Genomic DNA, 20,901 nt, shown 5'->3' on the forward strand with positions numbered 1-20,901 from the left:
GGCTCCCAGTAGACGACTGGGTTGATAGGCCGGATATGGAAGCCCTGTGAGGGGTGGAGTTGACCGGTACTAATAGGCCGAGGGCTTGTCCTCAGTTGCTCGCGTCCACTGTGTTGTTCTGAAACAACGACCGCCCTGCCGGCGGGTCGACAGTTTCATAGTGTTTCGGTGGTCATAGCGTGAGGGAAACGCCCGGTTACATTCCGAACCCGGAAGCTAAGCCTCACAGCGCCGATGGTACTGCAGGGGGGACCCTGTGGGAGAGTAGGACGCCGCCGAACAATCATTCAGAAAAGCCCCCGCCGGGTGAACCGGGCGGGGGCTTTTCGCGTTCCCGGACGGCCGGGGCGCCGCGCCGGCCGGACTCCGCTGCCCGGAGCGGAAGTTGGCTGGACAACAGTTGGCCGAAAACTCACGCGGCGTTCGCTGGAGGACTGTGTACGCCCCGTCTGCGATGCCTATGTTCGAGCCTTCCCCGCTACCCCCAAGCAGTGCACGACTGGGAAGGACATCACCGTGGCCTCCATCGACAGGCGTCGGTTCCTCCAGCTGGGCGGCGCGTCCGCGGCCGCCGCCGGCCTCGGGGCGTTTCCGCCCGCGGTCAGCAAGGCGCTGGCCCTGCCCGCGATCAGCAGGACGCGTTCCCTCAAGGACGTCGAACACGTCGTCATCCTGATGCAGGAGAACCGTTCCTTCGACCACTACTTCGGCACCCTCCGCGGTGTTCGCGGGTTCGGCGACCCGCGCCCCACGGCGCTGCCGGACGGTCGGCCGAACTGGCACCAGCCCGCCGCCGCGGTGAAGACCGGGCGCTACCACGACCGCGGTCTGCCCGCCTCCGAGAAGGAGGTGCTGCCCTGGTACATCGACCCGAAGAACACCACCGAGTACCAGGCCGGCACGGACCACGGCTGGAGCAGCGGCCACCTCGCCTGGAACGAGGGGCGCCACGACCAGTGGGTGAACCAGAAGCAGGACGTCATGACGATGGGTCACCTCAAGCGCCAGGACCTCCAGTACCACTTCGCCCTGGCCGACGCCTTCACCCTCTGCGACTCGTACTTCTGTTCCGTCCACGCCGACACCGCGCCCAACCGGATCTACCTCTGGACCGGCACCAGCGACCCGCGCAACGTCTACGGCCGCAAGCCCAACGGGCCCGGCCTGGAGGAGCGCAACAACAAGAACGGCTACACCTGGACCACCTACCCGGAGCGGCTGGAGGACGCCGGGGTCAGCTGGAAGCTGTACCAGGGCGGTTCCGGCGAGCCGGGCACCCCGACGGACAACTACACCGACAACTCGCTGATGTTCTTCGAGCGGTACCAGGTCGCGGAGGGCGCGTCCGGCCCGCTGGTGGAGAAGGGCGCGACGGACCACACGCTCAAGGAGTTCCGGGCGGACGTCCAGCAGGGCCGGCTGCCGCAGGTCTCCTGGATCGTCCCGCCGTACAAGTACAGCGAGCACCCGTCCGCCACGCCCACCGACGGTGCGTACTACATCAACCTGGTGCTGGACGCGCTCACCTCCAACCCCGAGGTCTGGGGCCGGACCGTCTTCCTCATCAACTACGACGAGAACGACGGCCTGTTCGACCACGTCGTCCCGCCGATGCCGCCGGTGGTCAGCCGTCCGGGCGGCCAGGGCATGGTCTCCACGGACCTGGAGGCCAGCCTCGCCGACGAACTGCTGGACCTGGCCAAGCACCCGGGGGAGATGAGCCCGCTGGTGCCCGGCGCGGACCGGGGCGGGATGCAGCCGATCGGTCTCGGCCCGCGGGTACCGATGCTGGTCATCTCCCCGTGGTCGCGCGGTGGTTGGGTCTGCTCGGAGACCTTCGACCACACCTCGGTGCTGCGGTTCCTGGAGGCCCGGTTCGGCATCGAGGAGCCCAACATCAGCGCCTGGCGCCGCGCGGTGTGCGGTGACCTCACCTCGGCCCTCGACTTCTCCGGTGCCGACCCGAAGCGGGTCTCGATACCGGTGCCCGCGCCGATCGTCTCGCAGGGCAAGCCCTACCAGGTGCCGCTGCCGCAGCAGATGCCCACCCAGGAGCCGGGCACCCGCCCGGCCCGCGCGCTCCCGTACGACCTGCGGGTCAACGAGGACGAGACCGACGACGCGACGATTTTCCAGCTCAACCTGGACAACCAGGGCTCGGCCGGTGGCTGGCTCTACGTCTACGACCGGAAGGCGCCGACGGGAGCCCCGCGCCGGTACGCCATCTCGGCCGGTGACAGCTTCGAGGACCACTGGCCGCTGGTCGACGGCGGCTACCACCTCGTCGCCCACGGGCCGAACGGCTCGGTGCAGGAGTTCGAGGGCAAGACGGTGGGCGGCCTGGTCGCCCGCTTTGAGCCCGCGAAGAACAAGGTGCGGGTGACCGTCTCCAACCACGGGGACACCACCCGCACGGTCACCGCCGCGAACGCCTACACCAAGGGCGCGGCCAAGCAGGGCCGCACCCTCCGCCCCGGCGACGACGTCCGGTTCACCTTCGACCTGGGCAGCAGCGACAGCCGCTGGTACGACGTCAGCGTCACCGCGACCGACGGACCGGCGTTCCGCCGCCGCTGGGCCGGACACGTCGAGAACGGCCGCCCGGGCACCAGCGACCCCGGCCCGCGCTGACCACGCCCGGCGGACCGTCCGTCCTGAGGTCCGTTCCGTCGTCCCGAGGCTCGTCCTGAGGTTCGTCCCGAGGTCGACCCGGCCCGTGGGCCCCGGCAACTCCGCCGGGGGCCACGGGCGTTCGGCGGCTTCGGCTAGCCCGCGGGCTGCCAGGGCCGGCCCGGCACCCAGAGCGGGACGGGGCCGCCGCGCGGCATGGCGCGCGCCGCGTCGCCCTCCAGCCGGCCGTCCACCTGGCCCGGGTCGCCCTCGCTGAGCTCCACCAGCGCGGCGGCGGCGATCCGGGCGCAGTCGAGGACCAGGGCGAGGGTGTCCTGGCGGCGGTGCCGCTCCCGGACGTAGGCCTCGACCCGGTCCTCGATCCGGGCCCGGTGGGACGGCCCGTCCCCGGCGACCAGTGCCTGCACCCCGTGCCACACCAGGGTCAGCGCGCACGGCTCGGCCGGGTGGCTCACGCCCTCCCGGGCGGCCTGCTCGCGAGCCTCGGCCGAGCGCTGCCCGAGCCATTGCAGTGCCGCCGGCCCGTCCTCCGCGCGGGAGCGCAGCAGCAGTTCGGCGGCCTGCTCGGCCAGGGCGGGCAGCACCGTGGAGGCCGGCACCCGCAGCCCGGGCGCGGGGGCGTCGCCGAACGACAGCCAGGCGTCCGCGAACGAGGCCGCCCGTAGACCGCCCACCCAGGCGGGCGTCCCGCCCGTCTCGCCCAGCCACTCCCGGGCCGCCAGCCGGACCAGCCCCACCGCAGCCAGTCGCGCCGCGTCCCCGTCCAGTCCGAGCAGTCGTCCGCTCCGCATCACACACCCCCACCTGCGATCGTCACTCCTTGGCCCCATCCCATCACAGTGGGGCGGGAACGAACTAGGCAGGGCCACGTCACAAATCGGTGCCGGTGTGCGGAGCCGGCTGCCCGGGGCCCGGCCGGGGACCGGAAATGAACCCGGGGGAGGGCGCGGGCCGTACTTGACGACGACGGCCCGCTGCGGCCGTCCGCCGCCGCCTCGGGCGTCCTCCGCTTCCCACGGACGGGGCGCCCGGGCGGCCTTCGAGGCCCATGAACTCCCTGAACCCTCCGAGGAGATGCACAGATGAAGCACGTACGGCGCGCTGCCGCGGTCACCGGTGGCGCGGTCGCCGCCCTGGCCCTGGCCGGGACCGGGCAGGCCTTCGCCTGGAACCCGAGCGACGCCTCGCTGACGGTCGGCTGTCGGCCGGACGCCGGTCACGTCGAGCTGGTCCTCGGCAACAACTACAAGGACGAGGGCGACTACACCCTCAGCCAGATCGGCGGCACCGAGGTGCACCGAGGGAAGATCGGTGCGCACAAGACGGTCAAGGTGACCGTCGGCTACTCCGGCCACGGGGACGACTGGCGGTACACCCTGGCGGACACCCACGTCGACAAGCACATCGCCGATGTGCCGCTCTGCCCGTCCGCGACGCCGTCCCAGCCGGCCACCCCGACCCCGCCGGTCACCCCGTCCCAGCCGGCGACGCCGTCCGTGCCGGCGACCCCGACGGCCAGCCGGTCGGTGACGCCGTCGCCGAGCGGCAGCCCCTCGGCGACCCCGTCGGGCACGCCGTCCTCGCCCGCCGCGCAGCCCTCCGGCTCGCCCTCCGTCACGGCGGAGGCCTCGGCGAGCCCGAGCGCCGGGCCCGTCCTCGCCCAGACCGGTGGCGGCGGCAACACCACCCTCGCGGTGGCCGGCGCGGCCACCCTGGCCGCCGGCGCCGGGCTCGTCCTGGCCGCCCGCCGGGTCTCGGCCCGCCGCAAGGCCTGACGGCCGGTCGGCGGACGCGGGAGGGGAGACCGGGATGTTCGTGGACGGGGCGTGGCGGATCACGGTGGTCGGCAAGGACGCCGACTTCGACCAGCGGGTGGTGGTCCGCACCCCGTACGGGGTGCAGGTGCTGGCCGGCGTGGCGGGGGAGTCCCTGGTCGTCGACGCGGACACCTGGGAGCTGCGGCCGGAGCACCTGTGGCCCGGGCGCGGCTGGCGGCCGGACGTCGAGGTGGTGCCCGGGCCGGTGACCGTCGTGGGCGGCCGCCGCACCCGGGAGGTCCGGGCGCGGGACTGCTACTGGGCGGAGCACCCGCGATCGGACGCCCCGCGCAACCTCGTGCTGCGGTTGGCGGCGCTCGGTGCCGAGGCACCGCGCCGGGCCGCGGCCGGGGCGGAGGCGATCGGTCCGGCCGCCACGCCGCTGGTGCGCACCAGTTCCGGTCCGGCGTCCGGGCCGCTCTCCGGCCCGGGCACCGGTCGGGGCGCCGGTTCGGGCTCCGGCCGGGGTTCCGCACCGGCGGCGGCGCCGGCCCCGGCGGTGGTCAGGTCAGGTCCGGTGACGCCCGGCCGGTGATCCGCCGGGAGCGGACGGAGCGGGGCGGTTGCGCGAGCAACCGCCCCGCTGTGCGTGGCCGGGCCGTCAGTTGTCGATGTGGAACGACTCGCCGTAGACCTTCCAGACCAGCGGGGTGTGGAGGTCGAGGTTGCCCGCGCGCAGGAACACCTCCTGCTCGGTGTCCACCCGGTCGGTCTCCTCGTGGGCGGCCTCGGTCTTCATCGCGGCCCGGCGGGCGTCGAGGAAGGCCGCGAGGTAGGTCTTCTCGTCGCCGCCCTGGGCAGGGGTCCTGGCCTTCTTCATCGCCGCCGCGCGGATGCCGCCGAAGCTCACCGGCTCGTCGCCGGGGCCGTGCATGACGATCGCGTCGTAGTAGGCGAACTGCCCGAGGGCGTGCAGGCCGTCGGTCTGGGCCTGCATGACGGCCGGGTTGAAGTAGACGCGGTCCCGCTCGTCGGTCTGGGCCTGCTGGAAGGCCGGGTCCTCGGCGGCCTTCTTCCAGTCGGAGACGAAGTCCGGGTCCAGCCCGGCGTGCGAGGCGGAGCCGTTCACCTTCTGCAGCGCCGGAAGGTACCTGCTGAGCGGGTTGCCCGGCTTGAGCTGCTCGTAGTGCTTCACCAGGTCGAGCATGTCGCCGGTGCCCGAGCAGAAGCCGATGATGCCGCCGGTGTAGCCGCGGCCGTCCTTGATGTCCTCGATGTACGCGAACTGGGCCTGCCACTTCAGCGAGGAGTTCTCGGCGCTGGACACCAGTTGCTGGGCGATGTCCTTCATCCGGGGGTCGTTCAGGCCGGCGGACGCGCCGGAGGACGCGCCCGGGTCGGCGGTGGCGCTCGGGGACCCGGCGGCGGACGGCAGGGGTTGGGTGGTGCGGTGCGGGCGGGCGCTGGCCACGCTCGCGGTGACGGCGGTGATCAGCACGGCGGCCGTGGCGATGTGCAGGGCCTTCGGCCGGGAGGGGCGGGAGTGGGCGGGCGGCATGCGGGCTCCGGGGTCGAGTGCGGCGAGTGGGGCGGATACGGCGGTCGGTGCGGGAGGAGGCGCTCGTCGGCCGGTTCTCGGCCGGTCAGGCCCCGGCGGGGACGGAGGGGAGTTCGGGCCCCGGGGCGGGCAGGGCCGCGCCCGGGGTCAGCCGGAAGCGCTCCGGGCGGGCGACCGCCCGGCGGTCGGCCGGGGCCACCTGGTCCCGGCGCTCCAGCCAGGCCCGCAGCCGGTCCCCGGCGCTGCGGTCCCGTTCGGGGTCCGGCCCGGTCGGGGCGGGGGTACCGGTCTCGCGCAGCAGCACCCGGGCGGGCCGGGCCGCGCCGTCGCCGGGGACGGTGTCGACCACGGTGAAGCCGGTGCCCGGGGCGAAGGCGACCTGCGGGACCTCGCCGTCGGCCCCGAAGACGGTCGTCCGGCGCCCGGTCGTCGACCAGACCACGAACTCGACCGCGGTGCCGAGTTCGGCCGCGGGCGAGGACAGGCCGGTGACCGGGGCCGGCTCCACCAGGACCAGCCCGGGCGGGTACGCCTCCAGCACCTCCGGCGGGAGGTCGGCGCCGAGCAGCACCGCGCCGTGGTGGCTCGGCAGCCGCCGCAGGCCGGAGGCCAGGCAGGCGAAGTACGGGGCGAGCGGACCGGGGGTGCCGCTGCGGGCCTCGGCGACCACCGCGTCCCGCCCGGCGGGCACGTCCGCGCCCTCGTGGTGCAGCAGGACGGCGACCAGGTCGGGCTTGAAGTCGTCCCGACCGGTCGAGCGCAGGCCCGGCAGCCGGGTCACGGCGGGTTCGACCCGTCCGGCGCCGCGCTGGTACTGGTCGCCGAGCAGGGCGCGGAAGGCGTCCCGGTCGGCGGCGCCGCTGACCGCGGGGAGCGGCAGGGCGTCGGCCGCGCCGAAGTAGCGGGCGGCGAGGGCGAGGGGCGGGGGAGCGGCCGGGACGGTGGGCGCCTCGGACGCCTCCGGCACCTCGGGCACCACCGCGGGCGGCTCGGCCGCCTCGATCGCCTCGGATGCCGGGCGGGTCGCGGCTTCGTCGGGCTCCGGTACGGGCGCTTCCACGGGCGCTGTGACGGGCGCTGCGACGGGCGTTGTGACCGGCGGCTCCGGCTCCTCGGCCGACTCCGGCGCGGGGACGGCCGGTTCGGCGGCCACCGCCGGGGCGGCGGGAGTCCCGGCCGGGGCGGCGGCCGTCGTCGCGGCCCCGGCGGCCGACCGGCCCGGGGCGGTGGCCGGTGCGGGCCCGGCCGGACCGCCCAGCGGGGTCGCGCCGCTGCTGGTGGCGAGCCCGGCGGGGGGAGCCGGGGGCGGGAGCAGGTCCGGGTCGGCGGAGGTGGGGACGGGCGCGGGAACGGAGGTGGGGACGGACGCGGAGACGGGGATCGCCGGGGCGGCCGGTGCGACCGGCCCGGTCACGAAGCCCGTACCCCCGCCGGTGCCCGCGCCCGCCGGCAGCGGCGTCCGCTGCGGCGCGGCCGGCACCGACGGCGCGCCGGCGCCGCCCACCGCGTAGGACGTGGGCAGGGCGGGCGCCGGACCGGCGGGAGCGCCGGGCCGGCCGCCGAGCGCGCGGGCGGGCGGGTTGAGCCACACCAGCCCGTGCATCCGGGCGAAGAACCGGGCGCTGCTCTCGGAGGCGGCGTCGACCAGGCCGTGCAGCAGCAGCCCGAAGCCGCGGACCCCCGGGGCCGGCAACTGGTCGAGCAGCGCGGAGAGTTGCTCCCAGGTGTCGTGGGTGATCAGCCGGTCCCGTTCGCCGACCACGAGCAGGGGCCGGGCCGGATCGGGGCGCAGCAGCCGCGGCGCCCAGGCGTACGGCGGTTCGGGGCGCAGCCAGAGTCCGGCCGGGACGGCCTCCAGGCACCAGAACGGGAAGGCGTGGAACACCGCCGGGCCGACCGTCCGCCAGGCGGCGCCGCCGTTGCGCCAGGCCGCGCTGACGGTGTCCTGGCGACCGGTCGAGGTGAGCCGGAGCAGGTACGGCTCCCAGGTGGTGGCGCCGCGGTGGTCGAGCATCCGGGCGGTGTGGACGCCGTCGTGCACGACCGGGAGGCCGACCGAGGCGTGCACGGGCCGGCCGAGCCGCTCCGCCAGGGTGCCGGACAGGACGGCGAGGGCGCCCGGGTCCGCCCAGGGTGCGCTGACCACCAGCTGGTCGGTGCCGGTCGGCAGGGAGAGCGCGGCGTCGGCGAACTCCTCCGGGGCGAGCGCGGGGTGGGCGGGTGTGCCGACCACCAGCGGGGTGGTGCCGGGGGGCGTGGCGAGCTGCCGCAGGAAGGGCATGGCGGGTTCGGGCGAGGCGGTGACGTGGCTGAGCCAGTAGCCGGTGGTCAGCCGGTGGACGGCGACGGAGGCGGGCGGCGCGGTCGGGCCGGGCGCGGCGGGCGCCGGCCGGGCGGCGTGCTCGGCGGTGTTCCGGTCGGGGTGGGCCCGGGCCGGGTCGGTCGCCTCCACCGTCTCGCGCAGCCGGCGGGGGCGGCCGCCGGGAGGGCAGTTCCACCAGGTCGCGGGTTCGGGGGAGCCCTCGGGCGCGGTCACCTTGAGGGTGCCGTCGGGCTGGACGGAGACCAGGCCGTCGGGGGCGACCACCGGGATCCCGGCCCGGTCGGCGACCACCTCGGCGGGCCGCCGGCCGCCGGGGCCGAGCGCGGCGAGGCCGGAGGCCGCCAGGATGAGGCTGGACGCGCCGCGGGTGCGGGCGATCAGGCCGAGTTCGGCCATCTGCTCGCGCAGGACGGGGGCGGCGTCGGCGGCCGCGGCCACCACGACGAGGGCGTTCGGGACCGGGCGCAGGCTGCCCATGGCGGTCGAGAGTTCGGCGTCGCTCACCTCGCGCGGGGCGATCACGTAGTGCGGGCCGAAGGGCCGCAGCACGGAGCGGGACGGCGTCCGGCGCGCGGCCGTCGGGTCCGGTTCCGCGGGTGCGGTGCCGCGCCGGCCGAACCGGCGGCGCAGCGCCGATCCGGCCGCTGGTCCGGTCGCCGAACCGGCCGCCGGTCCGGTGGCCGCCCCGGACGGTGCCGCGCTCATCGCGGCTGCCCGGCGGCGGCCGGCCCGGGCCCGGCGGTTGACGGGCGGGGCTCCACCTCGGCCATCGGCGTACGCCTCCCTGATCGTTCGTCGGGACCCGTACGAGCCGGTCCCGGGCAGCTATACGGCGCGGGCCCGGCCCGCGGTTCACCGGCCCGTCGGCACCGGGCGTTCCCCGCCCCGGGGCCCGTCCGCCGCCCGGGCCGGGGCTCAGGACGCCCCGGCCTCCTCCGGTTCCGGCGCGGGCTCCGGCACCAGCGCCGTCTGGAGCTGCACGGTGCGCCGGCGGGTGATGTGCAGGGCCCGGCCGGGCGGGAGCTGGCGGGGCTTGACGTTGCCGAACAGCACGCCCTCGCTGGGCGGGCAGGAGAGCAGCACCGCCGGGGTGTTGACCTCCTGGAGGCGGCGCAGCAGCGGGTCGCTCATGCTCCGGCCGATGCCGTTGGCGCTGCGGGCGACGATCAGGTGCAGTCCGAGCTCGGTGCCCTGGGCGAGGTGGTCGAGCAGCGGGGCGAAGGGATGGCCGGTGAGCGGGGCCGCGATCAGGTCGTAGTCGTCGACCAGGATGAACAGTTCGGCGCCGGTCCACCAGTCGCGCAGCTTCAGCCGGGCGGGGCTGATGGACTCGCCGGGCACCCGGCCCTCCATGGCCCGGGCCGCGCCCTGGACGATCTGCTTGAGCACGTCCACGGCGACCGCGTAGCCGAGCCGGTACTCCTCCGGGACGAGGTCGAACAGGCCGCGGCGGAAGTCGATCAGCATGATCCTGGCCTCGGCGGGGGTGTAGGCCGAGGTGATGCCGTTGACCAGGTGGCGCAGCAGGTTGGTCTTGCCGGTCTCGCTGTCGCCGAACACCATCAGGTGCGGGGTCTCCTCGAAGTCGTGCCAGAGCGGGGAGATCCGGCGGTCCTCCAGGCCGAGGGCGATCCGCAGCCGGCCCTCGGGGGCGGGCAGGTCGGCGGGGTCGAGCAGCAGCGGCAGCATCCGGACCTGCGGGGCGCGCGGGCCGGTCCAGTGGTCGTTGACGGCCTCGACCAGGTCGGCGACGCCGTCCGCGAGGTCGTCCGGGTCGCCGGTGCCGTCGATCCGGGGCAGGGCGGTGAGGAAGTGCAGCTGTTCGTCGGTCAGGCCGCGGCCGGGCACCTTGGGGACGGTGGCGGCGGCCCGCATGTTGATCATCGAGTCGACGGAATCGCCCAGCCGGAGCTCGAACTTGGTGCCGAGCTGGTCGCGCAGCGCGCTGGTCACCTCGGCCCAGCGGGTCGCGGTGACGACCAGGTGGACGCCGTAGTTGAGGCCGCGGCCGGCGATCAGGCCGAGCACCTGGACGAGTTCGCCGAACTCCTGGCGCAGGGTGTTCCAGCCGTCCACGACCAGGAACACGTCGCCGTGCGGGTCGTCGGCGAGTTCCGGGTCGCCGGCCGCGCGGCGCCGTCGGAAGGAGGCCGCGGAGTCGATGCCGAGGCGGGCGAAGCTCTGCTCGCGGCGCGCGATGATGCCGTTGATCTCGGCGATCGTCCGGCCGACCCGCTCGGGGTCGTGCCGCCCGGTGACCCCGCCGACGTGCGGCAGGCCGCGCAGTGCGGAGAGCCCGCCGCCGCCGAAGTCCAGGCAGTAGAACTGGACCTCGCGGGGGGAGTGGGTGAGCGCCAGCCCGGTGACCAGGGCCCGCAGCAGGTTGCTCTTGCCGCTCTGCGGGCCGCCGGCGATGCCGACGTGGCCGCCCGCGCCGGACAGGTCGGCGGTGAGCAGGTCGCGCATCTGCTGGAACGGCCGGTCCACCACGCCGACCGGCACCGACAGGGCGCCGCGCTGCGGCCAGCCCTCGGTGGTCAGGCCGTGCTCGGGGTGCGGGGCCAGCGGGGGCAGCAACTCGTCCAGGGTGGGCGGCACGTCCAGCGGCGGCAGCCAGACCCGGTAGGCGGGCGGGCCGGCGTCGGTGAGCCGCTCGGCGGCGAGCTCCAGCAGGGAGTGGGTCGGCTCCTCCTCGACCGGCTCGGGTCCGGCCGCCACCGGCTGCTGCCGGGGCGCGACGTACTCGGTGCCGTACGCGACGACCTGCCCGGCCACCGCCGCCTGCCGGGCCGGGCTCGGCCGCTGCCGGCGGTACGGGCCGGACACGTACGCGGCCTTGAAGCGGTCCAGGGTGGAGATGTCGCTGCGCAGGATGCCGTTGCCGGGCTGGGTCGGCAGGTGGTACGCGTCGGGCACGCCGAGCACGCCGCGGCTCTCCATCGCGGAGAAGGTCCGCAGGCCGATCCGGTACGACAGGTGGGACTCCAGGGCGTGCATCCGGCCCTCGTCCAGGCGCTGGGAGGCGAGCAGCAGGTGCACCCCGAGCGAGCGGCCGAGCCGGCCGATCATGATGAACAGCTCCATGAAGTCGCGGTGCGCGGCGAGCAGTTCGGAGAACTCGTCGACCACCACGAACAGCGTCGGCAGCGGGTCCAGCTGCACCCCGGAGGCCCGGGCGGCCTCGTAGTCCAGCAGTGAGGTGTAGTTGCCCGCCGAGCGCAGCAGCTCCTGGCGGCGCATCATCTCGCCGTGCAGGGCGTCGCGCATCCGGTCCACCAGCGCCGCCTCGTCGGCCAGGTTGGTGATCACGGCGGAGGTGTGCGGGAGGCGGTCCAGGCCGAGGAAGGTCGCGCCGCCCTTGAAGTCGACCAGCACGAAGTTCAGCGTCTCGGAGGAGTGGGTCAGCGCCAGGGCCAGTACCAGGGTGCGCAGCAGCTCGGACTTGCCGGAGCCGGTCGCGCCGATCAGCAGGCCGTGCGGGCCCATGCCGCCCTGGGCGGACTCCTTGATGTCCAGGTCCACCGGGGTGCCGTCGGAGCCGAGCCCGAGCGGGACCCGCAGCCGCTGCTCGGCGGGCCGCTCGGACCAGGCCAGGCGGACGTCGTGGCGGTGCAGGTCCTTGATGCCCAGCAGCGAGGTGAGGTCGAAGTCGGTGGCGAGCGGCTCGGCGCCGTCGGCGGTGTTGCCCAGCCGGTAGGGGGCCATCGTCGCCGCGTAGCGCCGGGCGGCGGCCGGGCCGAGGGCGTCGGGGCGGCCGAGCGCGGTCACGCTGTCCTTGCGGTTGCGGTCCGAGCCGACCAGCTCCAGGCCGTCGGCCGCGGTGATCCGCAGCCGCAGCCGGTGCTTGGCTTGCTTCCACTCCAGGGCGCCGGCCACGTCCAGCACGGTCGCGTTGCGGTAGCCGGCCAGCGCGGCCCGACCCGTCGGGGGCAGCGCCGCACCGTCGACCACGATCAGGGTGTACGGCTCCTCGCGGCCGGGCTGGACGTCCGGCTCCCATGGCCCGCGGGCGGCGAACTCGCTGCCGAGCAGCTGCTCCAGCTCCACCAACGAGCCGGCCACCAGGCGCACCGGGCCGGCCCCGTCGCTCTCGCCCGGGTGCAGGGCGTGCGGCAGCCACTTCAGCCAGTCCCAGTCGGCCCGCCGCTCCGGGCCCGCGACCACGGCGATCCGCAGCTCGTCCGGGGCGTGGAAGAACGCCAGCTGCGCCACCACCGCACGGGCCAGGGCGCGCTGCGGCCCGGTGTCGTCCGGGGCGGCCCCGCCGTCGGGCTCCGGCCCGGCCGGCCCGCGCAGCAGGACGTGGGCGTAGCCGCGCACGTGCACCGCGATCGGCTGCTCCTCGAGCGTGCCGTAGGCGTGGATGAACCGGCGCAGCGCGTGGGCGCAGAGCGGCTCCAGGTCCTCGACCGGCTTGGTGGCCAGCGGCGCCAGCCGCACCGCGAGGCGCTGGGCGCCGACCGCGATCCGCACGTCGCCGAAGTCGGGGTGGCCGGCCCGGCGCTCCCACAGCCGCGAACTGCCGACCATGGTGGCCAGCGCGGCCGGCTCGGGGTGGCGCCAGGCCAGCGCCTGCTGCTGCCTGACGGTGTGCCTTCGGACCTGGCGGCGGATCTGCGAGAGGTAGCGCAGGTAGTCCCGGCGCTCGCCGCGCAGCTGCCGCTTGCGGTCGCTCTCGCCCCGGATCAGCTGGGTGACCAGCATGCCGACGGCGGACAGGCCCATCATCCCGATCGCGACGTAGGTCATCGGGCCGCCGGCGGTGTTCGGGTTGAGGAAGATGAACACCATCGACAGCGAACTCAGCGCCATCGGCGCCATGGTGAGCATCGTGGCCAGCCCGCCCTGCGGCTCGGGCAGACCGGGCGGCTCCTGCAGCTGGATGTCCCCGTCCGGCATCTCCGGCCCGGAACGCCGGGGCGGACGCTCGACCACGACCTGGCTCAACGGGGTTCTCCTCACACACGTGCGGCTCTGTCGACCCGTCGCACGGACCGCGCCCCCGCCGCGGTTCACCGACCTGCGGCCCGGGTGAACCGCGGCGGCCGGGACGCACGTACAGCCGGTCGGAAATCCGGCGGACCGCCGGAGCACGAGCGGGCCGGGGAGTGGCAGAGCATGAGTGGTGCAGTCGTGGCCGGCCTGTGCAGGCTGAGGTTCCGCGCGCCCGGGACGGCCTTCGAGCTGGCCGTACCGTCCGACGTGGTCCTCGCCGACCTGATGCCGGCCGTGCTCGCGCACGCCGGCGCCGAGACCGCGGAGGCCGGCGGCGAGCACTCCGGCTGGGTGCTCCAGCGGCTCGGCGGCGAACCCCTCGACGAGGAGCGCACCCTGGAGGCGCTCGGGCTGCACGACGGCGAGGAGCTCCACCTGCGCCCGCGCACCGCCGAGCTGCCCCCGGTCCACTTCGACGACCTGGTCGACGGCGTGCGCAGCGGCATGCTGGAGCGCCGCGACTCCTGGCGCCCGGAACTCACCCACCACCTGGCGGTGGCCGTCGCCCTGGTCGCCCTGGCGGGCGGGATCGCGCTGCTGCTCCTGCCCGGGCCCGACCGGGTCCGCTGCGCCGCCGCCGCGACCGCCGCCGCGCTGCTGCTGTTCGGCGCCGGAGGCGCCGCCCGCACCGTCGGCGACGCCGGTGCGGGCACCGCGCTGGGGGCCGCCGGGATCGGGTACGCCGTCACCGCGGCGGCGCTGGTGCCCGGGCTGGACGGGGCGGACCGGCTGCTGGCCGGGGGCTCCGCCGGGGCCGGCGCCGCGGTGCTGGCCCTCGCCGCGGTCGGCGCCTCGGCCCCCTTCTTCCTCTCCGCCCTGCTGGTCGCGGTGGTCGGGCTGGGCGCCGGTGCGATGGCCGTCCGGGACGTGCCGCCGGAGCACTCCGCCGCCGTGCTGGCCTGCGCCGTCGTGCTGTTCGGCGGCTTCGCGCCCGGGCTGGCCTTCAAGCTCGCCGGGCTGCGGCTGCCCGCGCTGCCGCGCAACGCCGAGGAGCTCCAGGAGGACATCGAGCCGTTCCCGGCCGAGGAGGTGCTCGCCCGCGGCGACGTCGCCGACGGCTATCTGACCGGCCTCCTGACCAGCATCGGCCTGGCCTGCACGGGCTGTCTGAGCCTGCTGGCCGGCGCCGACGGCTGGGGGCCGGTAGCGACCGCCGCCGACCTGTCGGTGCTGCTCCTGCTGCACGCCCGGGAGATCGGCAGCCGTTGGCAGCGGCTCGGGATGATCCTGCCCGGCCTGTACGGGCTGGTGCTGCTGGCCGGGCGGCTCGCGCTGCGGAGCGGGCCGGAGAGCCGGCTGACGCTGCTGGCGGGGCTGCTGGTGGTGGCGGCGGCGCTGCTGGTGGTCGCCTGGACCGTTCCCGGCCGCCGGCTGCTGCCCTACTGGGGGCGCGCGGCCGACCTGCTGCACTCGCTCGCGGCCGTCGCGCTGCTGCCGCTCGCCCTCCAGGCGCTCGGCTTCTACCACGCGCTGCGGGGCGTCTCCGGCTGACCCGGGCCGCCGCGGCGCCGGACCGCCGCCGCCGACGTACTGACGTACCGACACACCGACGCACCGACCCACCGACCCCGGGAGACCTCGTATGCAGTCCAGACGCGACCAGGTGCAGGCCCACCTGTTCGTGATGAGCCGGGTCTCCTCCGGGATGCTGCGCGGCGAACCGGACGCGCCCGACACACCCGTCACCCGGACCACCCGCGGCGCCGTGGTCGGGCTCGCGGTCGGGTTGCTGGTCGGTGTCGGCGTGGGGGTCTACGGGCTGGTCAAACCCGGTGGCGCGACCGGCTGGCAGAAGCCCGGCACCCTGGTGGTGGTCAAGGAGAGCGGCGCCCGCTACCTGTTCGCCGGGGGGCAGCTGCACCCGGTGCTCAACCAGGCCAGCGCCCGGCTGCTCGCGGGGGACCGGTTCCGGTCCGCCGAGGTCAGTGCCGCCTCGCTGGCCGGGGCCCCGCGCGGACCCGTGGTCGGGATCGTCGGCGCCCCGGACGGGCTGCCGGCCGAACGCGACCTGGGCCCGGCCGACTGGTCGGCCTGCGCCGTCACCGCGCAGCAGGGCGGCCGGACGGTACCGCAGCTGGCGCTGTCGGTCGGTCGGCGGCCCGGCGGCCGACCGCTCGCCGACGACCAGGCGGTGCTGGCGGCCGGCCCCGACGGCGCCCCCCAACTGCTGTGGCGCGGCCACCGGTTGCGGATCGACGCGGCCGACGGGGGCCTCCAGGCGCTCGGTTACGCCACCGCCGCCCCGCGCCCGGTGCCGGCCGGCTTCCTGGCCGCCCTGCCGGCCGGGCCGGACCTCAAGGCCCCCGAGCTGCCCGGCCGGGGCACGCCCGGGCCGGCGCTGGCGGGCCTGCCCAGCAGGGTCGGCCAGCTGTTCGCCGGCCCCGGCGGGGAGCACTACCTGCTGGCCCGGGACGGCCTGGTGCCGCTGGACGACACGGTGTTCCGGCTCGTCCAGGGCGATCCGCGGACCCAGCAGGACGCCTACGGCGGCGCGGTGGTCGCCCCCGGCCCGGTCGGCCCGGCCGACCTCGCCGCGCACGCGGCGCCCGCCGCCACCGCGGCCGCCTGGGCGGGCGCCGGACTCCCGCCCCGGCCACCGCAGTCGGTGCCGGTCGGGGACCGGCAGGCGCCGTGTGCCGAGGTCCACCCGGCGAGCGGGCCGGACACCGTGGCGCTCACGCTGGCGGACGGTGTCGGCGGGGCGCCCCCGGCCGTCGAACCGGGTGTGGCCCCGGCCTGCGGCGGCGCCGACCTGATCGCCGTCCGTCCGGGCGGCGGCGCCCTGGCCGTCTCCGCCACCGGCTCCGGGGCCGGCTCGACCCTCTACCTGGTCACCGACGCCGGGGTGAAGTACCCGCTGCCCTCGTCCGGTGCCGTCAAACAGCTCGGCTACGCCAAGAGCGTGCCGACCGCCGTCCCGCACCGGCTGCTGGACCTGCTGCCGACCGGGCCCAGCCTGGACCCGGCCGCGCTGGCCGGCGGTGGAGTTTCGGGCCCCGGCGTGCCCGGCGGCACCACCGGCGGAACCGCCGCCGGAAACCCCTGCGGGAGCTGAACCGCAGCACGGGGCGCGCCCGTTCACCATGCCGGCCGCGCCCGCCCGCCCCACCAGGAGGCGTCGGCGAAACGGCCGACACCCGCATTCCGAGAAGGGAACCCGCATGGCCGGCAACAACATGCTCAACGATCCTGCGGTGGTCCAGCAGGTGCTGACCACCGTCGAGGCGCAGGACCAGCACATGCAGGAGACCCAGCGCCAGATCAACGCCATCACCGAGGAGATCAACGCGCACTTCCAGGCCGCCGCCAGCACCGTCTTCGTCGAGAAGATGCAGGACTGGCAGGCCAAGTACGACCAGGTGCGCCAGCAGTACAAGACCTTCCACGACCTGCTGACCAGCGGTTCCGGCCTGATCCAGGGCTCGGGCCAGGACGCCGTCCAGATCGTGTCCGGACTCGGTGTCGGCGACGACATCGTCAAGGGCCTGAGCTGACCGGGGCCCGCACCCCGACGCCGGCCGGCGGGCGACACCGCCGGCACCACCACCCGGCCGCCGGCCGGGACCACCGCTGATCGAAGGGGACGAACGATGTCCGACGGCAGGATCGAACTCCACCACCAGCAGATCGACGAGGCTGCCGCGATGCTGCGTCAGCAGAGCCAGATGATGCACGAGATGATGCAGCAGACCCAGACCTTCCTCACCCAGGGCCTCGGCCACGAGCTGCACGGCGACTACGCCGACGGCGGCCAGGCCTACGCCGACGTGCTGGCGAAGGCGGACACCGCCATGACCGACGACGTCGCCAAGGCCGCCGCCGCCCTGGACGAGGTCCACGGGCTGATCCGGGACTCGGACCGGCGCGCCGGCTCCAACTTCGGCCGCTAGGACCGGGTGAGCCGCGGTGTCCGACGACAAGCCGGCCGACGACGACCCGACGAAGAAGCCGGGCGACGGTCCCCAGAAGAAGCCGGGCGACGACCCGAAGAAGACCGGCGGGGAGGACGACGGCAACACCTTCAAGGTCACCGACTCGTACCTGCTCGACTTCGCCCAGACCAAGCTGAGCACGATGCTCCAGGACCTGCGGACCCACCCCACCCGGGTGGCGCTCCAGCAGTTCGTCCTCGGCATCGGCGGCGGGCAGTTCCCCGGTGACTACGCCACGCTGCTGGCCGGCGGCGGGACGGTGCTGCCGAGCGTCAAGCAGATCGAGTCGCAGTTCGCCAAGTACTGCCAGTCCCTGGAGAACCAGTTCAAGTCGCTGGAGGACCAGGTCCAGAAGATGGTCGACGACCTGTCGAGGGCCGAGCGGGACCTGAAGAACGGCGCCGACGACGCCCTCTCGGCCGCCCAGATGATGTACCTGGTGCAGGACGTCCTCGGCGGTGGCGGCGGCGGGCTCAAGGTCTGACCCCGCCCGCCTCCGCACCGACTCCCGCACCGGGCCCCGTCCGACGGCCCCGCGCCGTCACCCCGACCCGCGGGGCGGACCGGCCCTCTCCCCCCGGCCCGCCCCGCGACCCCCTGCCCGCCGCGATCCCCTGCCCCCGCGACCCCCTGCCCGCCGCGACCTCCGCGACCGACGCCCTGGAGCTGTGACCCCGCATGGCCGACAAGAGCTGGGAAGACGTGCTGACGGTCTTCGCGAACTCCACCCAGACCACCTTCACCCAGCGCTCCGCCGTCACCGGTGACGACAAGGTGCAGTGGATCGCCAACCACAACGTCGAGACGCTGAACTACTTCAAGCAGACCGGCGGCAACGAGGGCTACGACTGCTGGTGGTCGTACAACTTCACCGGCAGCGACGGCGGGCAGTGGAGCCACGTCATCGGCTGCAACCTCAACTGGCCGCTGTTCGAGGCGGACACCACCGACCTCGGGAAGTGGATCCGGCAGGGCTACGACGTCCTGATGCCGCTGGCGCACTCGCCCGCCGAGAACGACACCATGAGCGTCTGGAGCTTCGACACCGCCGTCTCCACGCTCCAGGGCGCCGAACAGCTGCTGTCGACCTGGGCACCGACCGTCAACGGCTGGGCCGGTGACATCGCGGCGCCGGGCTCCGACTGGCAGGGCAGCGCGGCCGGGGAGTTCAAGACCCTGCTGGGCATGTTCGGCGGCGAGATCGAGGACCTCGCCAAGGACCTCCAGGACAAGCACGTGTACAGCTACCTCAAGGACGCCCGGGACGCCGTCGGCAACGCCGTCCTGAGCATGTGGTACGGCCAGGACAACTACCGCAACAGCCGCGACGCCTGGCCGGTCAACCCGCTGTTCGACGCGCTGATGGAGGGCATGTCGACGGCGAAGGTCACCGTCAACGAGACCACCATCACCAACTCCTTCTCCGACGGGCCGACCACCACCGCCTACGGCACGCCGCAGTTCACCGTCACCACCGCCTGGGGCGACCCGGGCGGCGACGACTTCTGGAAGAAGGCCGAGCAGCGGGCCAAGGAGGTCTGGCTGAAGAACGTCGCCGACTACCTGGACAAGGCCGCCAAGGACGCGACGACCACGCTCGACAAGGCGTACGTCCCCGCGGTCAAGGCACTGGGCGCGGGCGTGAAGACCCCCACGATGCACACCCCGTACAACCCGCCGCCGACGGACGACACGTCGAAGAACGACCCGTTCTCCGACATCAGCAAGAACCTCAGCGACATGAACGACAACATGAACAAGTCGCTGAACGACATGAGCAAGGGGATGAACGACAACTTCAAGAGCCTCACCAGCGGCGGCCCGAACGGCCCGGACGCACTGAAGGGGCTCGGCGACGGCCCCGGCTCCCCGGACCTCGGCCCGGGCCCCAGCCTCACCACCGGGCCGGGCGGGATCGGCGGCCTCGGCGACCACGGCGGCCCGAACGGCCTGCCCTCGCTGGACGGCGGCGGCTCCGGCGTCCCGCTGCTGGACGGGAACGGCAAGCAGGTCTACGACGCCGACGGCAACCCGGTGAACGTCCCGCCGGGCAGCCGCATCGACCCGACCACCCACCAGGTGATCGGCCCGGACGGACGCCCCGTCCTCGGCCCCGACGGCAAGCCGATCACCGCGCCCGACGGCGCGAGCATCGGCACCGGTGCGGGCGCGCACATGAAGGTGCCGCCGGGCTCCCGCATCGACGACCAGGGCCGGGTGATCGGCCCGGACGGCCGGCCGGTGCTGGACGGCAACGGCAACCCGGTGGTCGTCCGACCCGGCTCCCGGATCGACTCCGACGGCACCCTGCTCGGCCCGGACGGCACCCCGGTCTCCGAGGTCTCCCAACTGCTGGCCGACCAGCGGCACGCCTTCGACAACGGCTTCGGCGGCGGTGGGGGCGGCGACGGACTGCTCCCCGGCAGTGACTTCGGCGCGGGCGGTTACCACCCGTCGACGCTGTCCTTCGGCGACTCCGGCGGGCTCGGCGGCGTCGGTGGCGGCGGGTTCCCCGGCAGCGGCCTGCTGCCCGGCGGCCGCAGCGGGATGAGCGCCAAGTCGCTGGCGGCCGGCGGCGATCCGAACACCCTCCAGGCCCGCACCGCGGCGGAGGCGGCCGCCGAGGCCGAGAAGGCCGCCGCCGCCAGGGCCGCCGCCGAGGCCGAACAGGCCGCGCTGACCGGCAAGGGCATGTCCACCACCGGCGGCATGCCGCCGATGATGCCGCCCGGCGGCGCGGGCGCCGGGGCCGGCGCGCCCGGCCAGAAGGACAAGGACCGCCAGCGCACCACCTGGCTGGCGGAGGACGAAGAGGTCTGGGGGACCGAGACCGCCGCCGTCAGCGGCGTCATCGGCCGCTGAGACCCGACCCCCGTACGCACGCACCGGAAGGAACCCCCGCATGCCCGCCACCGCCGACCCCTTCGGCCCCGACGGCCTGTTCGGCTCGATGAGCGCGGAACTCGAGGAGGCCATGGAGGCCCTCCGGGTCCAGACCGCGAAGGCCGAGGCCGTCCAGGCCGACCTGGCCAAGTCCTCGGCCACGGTCACCTCCAAGGACCGGATGGTCACCGCCAAGGTCGGCCCGCAGGGCCAGGTCCTCGCGCTGACCTTCCACACCACCGGCTACCAGGAGATGGCCCCCGCCCAGCTCGGCGGCCTGCTCACCGACCTGCTCAACGAGGCCCGGGCGAAGATGGGCGACCAGGTGATCCAGGCGATCAAGGGCTTCGAGGGCGTCGGCGACATGCTGCGGATGTCGATGACCGGCGGCACCGACCTGGACCGGCTGCTGGAGCCGCTGCGCTCGATGCGCCCCGGCTACGGCGAGGACGCGGAGGCCGAGCGCCGCCGGGCCGGCCGGCAGGAGGAGTTCCGTGAGTAGCTCCGACAACGTCTTCGCCAAGACCCAGGACCTCAAGCGCCGGTTCGCGGAGTTCGGCGACCTCACGACGCTGATCGACAAGATCTCGGACGAGGTCAAGGGCATCAACGACGCCAACAAGAAGGTCGGCGGCGACGACGACATCGGCAAGCAGTACCACTCCCAGGTGGACCAGGCCACCAAGGACCTCGAAGACCTGATCAAGAAGATCAGCGAGCTGGTCGCGAAGGCCGGCGACAGCGGCATCAACCTGGTCGCGGAACTCGACCAGGCGGAGGACACCGCGAACGACATCATCAACAGCCTGTAGGAGAAGCACC

Annotated in this window: 15 protein-coding genes and 2 rRNA genes; 13 read left to right on the forward strand and 4 right to left on the reverse strand. The window is 74.8% G+C overall.

Translation table 11 applies throughout. The annotated features are described in order from the left end of the window. From AB0O91_RS11640 to AB0O91_RS11650, 3 genes are all read left to right on the forward strand, one after another. A 23S ribosomal RNA gene (locus AB0O91_RS11640) occupies positions 1-93 on the forward strand; the annotation flags it as partial. Positions 94-164: 71 nt separating this feature from the next. Continuing rightward, a 5S ribosomal RNA gene (gene rrf, locus AB0O91_RS11645) occupies positions 165-281 on the forward strand. A gap of 235 nt (positions 282-516) precedes the next feature. Next, positions 517-2,631 (forward strand): phosphocholine-specific phospholipase C, encoded by a 2,115-nt coding sequence (locus tag AB0O91_RS11650; RefSeq protein WP_363430470.1) that lies wholly within the window; start codon positions 517-519, stop codon positions 2,629-2,631. Positions 2,632-2,765: 134 nt separating this feature from the next. On the opposite strand, the gene AB0O91_RS11655 is transcribed toward AB0O91_RS11650, so the two are convergent. Next, a complete protein-coding gene (locus AB0O91_RS11655; RefSeq protein WP_363430472.1) occupies positions 2,766-3,422 on the reverse strand; it encodes a hypothetical protein in 657 nt (218 codons plus the stop codon). A gap of 291 nt (positions 3,423-3,713) precedes the next feature. On the opposite strand from AB0O91_RS11655, the gene AB0O91_RS11660 reads away from it, so the two are divergent. Together AB0O91_RS11660 and AB0O91_RS11665 are read left to right on the forward strand one after the other, a co-directional pair. Next, positions 3,714-4,406: an LPXTG cell wall anchor domain-containing protein gene (locus AB0O91_RS11660; RefSeq protein WP_363430474.1), complete on the forward strand. Its 693-nt coding sequence runs from the start codon at positions 3,714-3,716 to the stop codon at positions 4,404-4,406. A gap of 34 nt (positions 4,407-4,440) precedes the next feature. Then, positions 4,441-4,983: a hypothetical protein gene (locus tag AB0O91_RS11665; protein ID WP_363430476.1), complete on the forward strand. Its 543-nt coding sequence runs from the start codon at positions 4,441-4,443 to the stop codon at positions 4,981-4,983. A 66-nt stretch (positions 4,984-5,049) separates the two neighbouring features. Here the strand turns inward: AB0O91_RS11665 and AB0O91_RS11670 are convergent, their stop codons facing one another. From AB0O91_RS11670 to eccCa, 3 genes are all read right to left on the reverse strand, one after another. Then, the gene (locus AB0O91_RS11670) at positions 5,050-5,946 is read right to left on the reverse strand and encodes a chitosanase (protein WP_363430478.1); all 897 of its coding nucleotides are present in this window, start codon (positions 5,944-5,946) and stop codon (positions 5,050-5,052) included. An 85-nt stretch (positions 5,947-6,031) separates the two neighbouring features. Beyond that, positions 6,032-8,974, reverse strand: coding sequence for a hypothetical protein (locus AB0O91_RS11675; protein ID WP_363430480.1), 2,943 nt, complete (start codon positions 8,972-8,974; stop codon positions 6,032-6,034). A 210-nt stretch (positions 8,975-9,184) separates the two neighbouring features. Continuing rightward, the gene (gene eccCa, locus AB0O91_RS11680; protein ID WP_363430801.1) at positions 9,185-13,168 is read right to left on the reverse strand and encodes a type VII secretion protein EccCa; all 3,984 of its coding nucleotides are present in this window, start codon (positions 13,166-13,168) and stop codon (positions 9,185-9,187) included. A 219-nt stretch (positions 13,169-13,387) separates the two neighbouring features. Between eccCa and eccD the strand changes: the two genes are divergently transcribed. The 8 genes from eccD to AB0O91_RS11720 all read left to right on the forward strand — a co-directional run bounded on the left by eccD (position 13,388) and on the right by AB0O91_RS11720 (position 20,891). Further along, positions 13,388-14,755, forward strand: coding sequence for a type VII secretion integral membrane protein EccD (gene eccD, locus AB0O91_RS11685; protein ID WP_363430482.1), 1,368 nt, complete (start codon positions 13,388-13,390; stop codon positions 14,753-14,755). 91 nt (positions 14,756-14,846) lie between these two features. Next, positions 14,847-16,319, forward strand: a complete 1,473-nt coding sequence (gene eccB, locus AB0O91_RS11690) for a type VII secretion protein EccB (protein WP_363430484.1) — start codon at positions 14,847-14,849, stop codon at positions 16,317-16,319. A gap of 106 nt (positions 16,320-16,425) precedes the next feature. Further along, positions 16,426-16,758 (forward strand): WXG100 family type VII secretion target, encoded by a 333-nt coding sequence (locus tag AB0O91_RS11695; RefSeq protein ID WP_363430486.1) that lies wholly within the window; start codon positions 16,426-16,428, stop codon positions 16,756-16,758. 96 nt (positions 16,759-16,854) lie between these two features. Then, complete coding sequence (locus AB0O91_RS11700; protein ID WP_363430488.1) at positions 16,855-17,154, forward strand: hypothetical protein; 300 nt, start codon at positions 16,855-16,857, stop codon at positions 17,152-17,154. Positions 17,155-17,170: 16 nt separating this feature from the next. Beyond that, entirely contained in the window at positions 17,171-17,680 is a 510-nt protein-coding gene (locus AB0O91_RS11705; protein ID WP_363430490.1) for a hypothetical protein, read from the forward strand. 194 nt (positions 17,681-17,874) lie between these two features. Continuing rightward, the gene (locus AB0O91_RS11710) at positions 17,875-20,058 is read left to right on the forward strand and encodes a hypothetical protein (RefSeq protein WP_363430492.1); all 2,184 of its coding nucleotides are present in this window, start codon (positions 17,875-17,877) and stop codon (positions 20,056-20,058) included. A gap of 40 nt (positions 20,059-20,098) precedes the next feature. Beyond that, positions 20,099-20,581 carry a YbaB/EbfC family nucleoid-associated protein gene (locus AB0O91_RS11715; protein WP_363430494.1) on the forward strand — a complete coding sequence of 161 codons (483 nt, stop codon included), beginning with the start codon at positions 20,099-20,101 and terminating at the stop codon, positions 20,579-20,581. Further along, on the forward strand, positions 20,574-20,891 hold the full coding sequence (locus AB0O91_RS11720) for a hypothetical protein (RefSeq protein ID WP_363430496.1): 318 nt from the start codon (positions 20,574-20,576) through the stop codon (positions 20,889-20,891). Before AB0O91_RS11715 ends, AB0O91_RS11720 begins: the two co-directional genes overlap by 8 nt. The last annotated feature ends 10 nt before the right edge of the window (positions 20,892-20,901 follow it).

This window comes from Kitasatospora sp. NPDC089797, from assembly GCF_040684795.1.
In the GTDB taxonomy this organism is placed as follows: domain Bacteria; phylum Actinomycetota; class Actinomycetes; order Streptomycetales; family Streptomycetaceae; genus Kitasatospora.